Origin of the sequence: Nocardioides sp. CF8 (assembly GCF_000389985.1) — a bacterium.
GTDB lineage: Bacteria > Actinomycetota > Actinomycetes > Propionibacteriales > Nocardioidaceae > Nocardioides > Nocardioides allogilvus.
Window position 1 is genome coordinate 1,866,422 of sequence record NZ_CM001852.1, and the last position, 2,903, is coordinate 1,869,324.

Annotated in this window: 5 protein-coding genes; 2 read left to right on the top strand and 3 right to left on the bottom strand. The window is 71.1% G+C overall.

Annotated features, from left to right (window positions below):
• Both CF8_RS09100 and CF8_RS09105 read left to right on the top strand, forming a co-directional pair.
• The coding region (locus tag CF8_RS09100; protein ID WP_232211603.1) for a hypothetical protein at window positions 1-360 on the top strand (360 nt) is incomplete at its 5' end.
• A 25-nt stretch (window positions 361-385) separates the two neighbouring features.
• Complete coding sequence (locus tag CF8_RS09105; protein WP_010832830.1) at window positions 386-1,021, top strand: class F sortase; 636 nt, start codon at window positions 386-388, stop codon at window positions 1,019-1,021.
• A 3-nt stretch (window positions 1,022-1,024) separates the two neighbouring features.
• Here the strand turns inward: CF8_RS09105 and CF8_RS09110 are convergent, their stop codons facing one another.
• The 3 genes from CF8_RS09110 to CF8_RS22505 all read right to left on the bottom strand — a co-directional run.
• Window positions 1,025-1,831: an ABC transporter permease gene (locus CF8_RS09110; protein WP_010832831.1), complete on the bottom strand. Its 807-nt coding sequence runs from the start codon at window positions 1,829-1,831 to the stop codon at window positions 1,025-1,027.
• Window positions 1,824-2,645, bottom strand: a complete 822-nt coding sequence (locus CF8_RS09115; RefSeq protein WP_010832832.1) for an ABC transporter permease — start codon at window positions 2,643-2,645, stop codon at window positions 1,824-1,826. The genes CF8_RS09110 and CF8_RS09115 overlap by 8 nt, the downstream gene beginning before the upstream one ends.
• A 28-nt stretch (window positions 2,646-2,673) precedes the next feature.
• Window positions 2,674-2,903: CAP domain-containing protein (locus CF8_RS22505; protein WP_036490632.1), on the bottom strand; the 230-nt coding region annotated here is incomplete at its 5' end.

Here is a 2,903-nt window from a genome sequence, read left to right on the forward strand (position 1 = left end):
CCGCCGGCTGTCGTTCCGCCTCCGCCGGCTGTCGTGCCGCCGGTCGTCGTTCCTCCCGCCCCCGAGCCTGAGCCCGCCGCGACCACCGAGGTCAAGGGTGAGCAGGCCACCGAGAACGAGACGAAGGGCCAGACGAAGGACAAGGGCGAGCCGAAGGCCGAGGACAAGGCCGAGACACCCGTGGTCGAGGTCCTCGGGGTCCAGGCAGCGGTGCCGACCACGGTCGCCGCCGGTCTCTCCGGTGAGATGTCGCAGGCCTCGTCCAGCTCGTCGCTCTGGCTGGCCGGCATGACCGGACTGCTGGCCGTCGCCATCGGCCTGGGCCTGCTGTCCGCCCGGCGCCTGAGGGGTCGTGCCTGAGGGCCGGGCAATCAGGGCCGGCCGCGTGAGTCTCGGACTCGTCGCGGTCGGCCTTGCGGTCTGCTCGGTCATCCTCACCCTCGACCACGTGGGTGCCCGGGCCGGCGCATCCGTGGCCCCGGAGTTCGAGCGCAGTCCCGGTCCGTCGGTGGTGTGGACCCCGTCGGCGACTCGGCCCCCGTCGGCGCTGCAGGGGTACGGCGCCGTACCCCGCGAGCGGGAAGCCGCCGCCGGGGTGCCGGACCGCGTGCAGATCGACGCTCTCGGGATCGACGTGCCGGTCGTGCCGATCCACCTCGAGGTGAGCACGCTCGTGCCGCCCTCCGACCCGCAGACGCTCGGCTGGTGGGCGGACGGTGCCGAGCCGGGTGCGAAGCGGGGGAGCGCGATCATCACCGGCCACACCGTGCACACCGGCGGGGGTGCGCTCGACAACCTGGAGAGCCTCGTGCCCGGCGACGTGTTCTCGGTGCGCACCGACGCCGGCAGCATCGACTACTGGGTCAGCCGCGTCGAGGTCCATGACAAGGACCGCGTCAGCCGGGCGGCCAGGCACCTGTTCAGCCAGCACGTCCGCGGCCGGCTGGTGCTGATCACCTGCGAGGACTGGGACGGCTCCGGCTACGCCAGCAACGTCGTGGTCATCGCTCGGCCGTTCTGAGCATCAGCTCCCGGTCGAGGTGTAGTGACGCACCCCGGTACGCCACACCAGCAGGCTCGCGGCCACGGTCACCACGGCGGCCAGCGGTGAGGCGAACTGGAACCAGCCGGGCATGCCGAACGGGTCGTCGCGGCCGAGCACGAACAGCGCGGGATACCAGTTGACGAACGCGACCGGGATGACGAAGGTCAGCGCGACCAGCACCTCGCGCGGGAAGATCGAGAGGGGGTACTGCGTGATCGTCGCGCCGCCGTAGGTGAAGGCGTTGGCGAACTCGGACGCATCGGTGGTCCAGAACTGGATGCACGAGAACCCGACGAACAGCCCGAAGAACAAGGCCGCACCGCTGGCCACCATGGAGACGGTCACGAGCACGCGCAGCGGCGACCAGTCGACGTACGCCGCTGCCCACCCGAACACGACGAGCGCCTGCGTGATGCGTCCGAGCCGGCGCAACGTGAACTGGTCGGCGCAGACCTGCACCAACAGGGGCACCGGCTTGGTGAGCATCTGGTCGAGGCGCCCGGTGCGGACGTAGGTGCCGATGCGCTCGACGCTGCCGATCAGGGTGTCGGCGATCCCGAGGCCGAGCGAGCTGGCGCCGTACAGGAAGCCGACCTCTGCCAGTGAGAAGCCCGCGAGGTCGTCGAGGTGGCTGAACATGATCCAGAGCCCGACGAAGTCGAGACCGGTGATCATGCCGTTGCCGATCGCCAGCATGACGAAGGACGCGGGATAGGCCCAGGCAGCGCGGATCCACAGCCACGCGATGTCGAGGTAGCGGCGAGCGTGCTGGAGTGCCTCAGCCACCCTGGACCACCACCTTGCGGGTCGCGGCCCCGAGCACGAGCCGGCAGCAGCCGAGCATGATCACGGCCCACAGGACCTGGAAGCCGAGCGCCATCACGAGGTCGCCGCCGGTGCGCTTGCCCAGCCAGATGTCGGCCGGCACCTGGATGAAGGCCGCCCACGGCAGGGCCTGGGCGAGGGTGCCCAGCCAGCCCGGGAACAGCACCAGGGGCAGCATCAGCCCGCTGAAGAAGATGGCGAAGGCGCCGCTCATCACCTTCACGCCCGACTGGTCGAGCAACCAGAACGCCGAGCTCGCGACCAGGAAGCGGATCCCGAAGCTCACGACGACGGCGAGGGGTACAGCGAGCACGAACCCCAGCGCCGCGGCCGGGGACGCGGGCGCCTTGAGGTCGAAGAGGACGGCGCCGACGACGGTGGGCGCGAGCCCGCGGGTGAGCAGGTGGTAGCACGCCCGGCCGAGGTCGCCGGCGAGGTACCACTGCACCAGGCCGATGGGACGGTAGAGGTCGATGGCGACGTCGCCGGTGCGGATGCGCTCGGCCAGGTCGTCGGTGGTGCCGCCGCCCCAGACGGCGACCGTCATGAGCAGGGCCTGGCCCAGCCACACGTAGGTGACCGCGTCACCCGAGTCGTAGCCGCCCGCGTTCGCGTTGGCCCGCCACAGGGCGAGGTAGGCGAAGGAGCCGATGATCCCGAAGACCGAGTTGGTGAAGATGCCCGCGAGCGTGGCCGCCTGGTAGGTCGAGTAGCGGCGGAAGGCGCGGGTCGCGATGGCGACGTACAACAAGTCCGAGCCCCCGATCGTGCGCATGAGCGCCCGATCGTGCCACAGCCGTGGGTCAGCGGGCGTCGGCCACGTTGAGGACGCCGACCTGGCGGCCCTGGTCGTCCATCACGACGGCGAGGCCGGCGCGGGTGGCGCGGCTCTTGAGGAGTACGGCGCGGTGGGACGGCGAGGCCAGCCAGGCGTCCACGATGGCGCGCGCAGTGAGTCCCTCACCCCGGATCAGGTTCTCCCCGGCCCAGGACTGGTGGCACTTGCGCAGGACCTGGCGCTGGTCACGGTGGG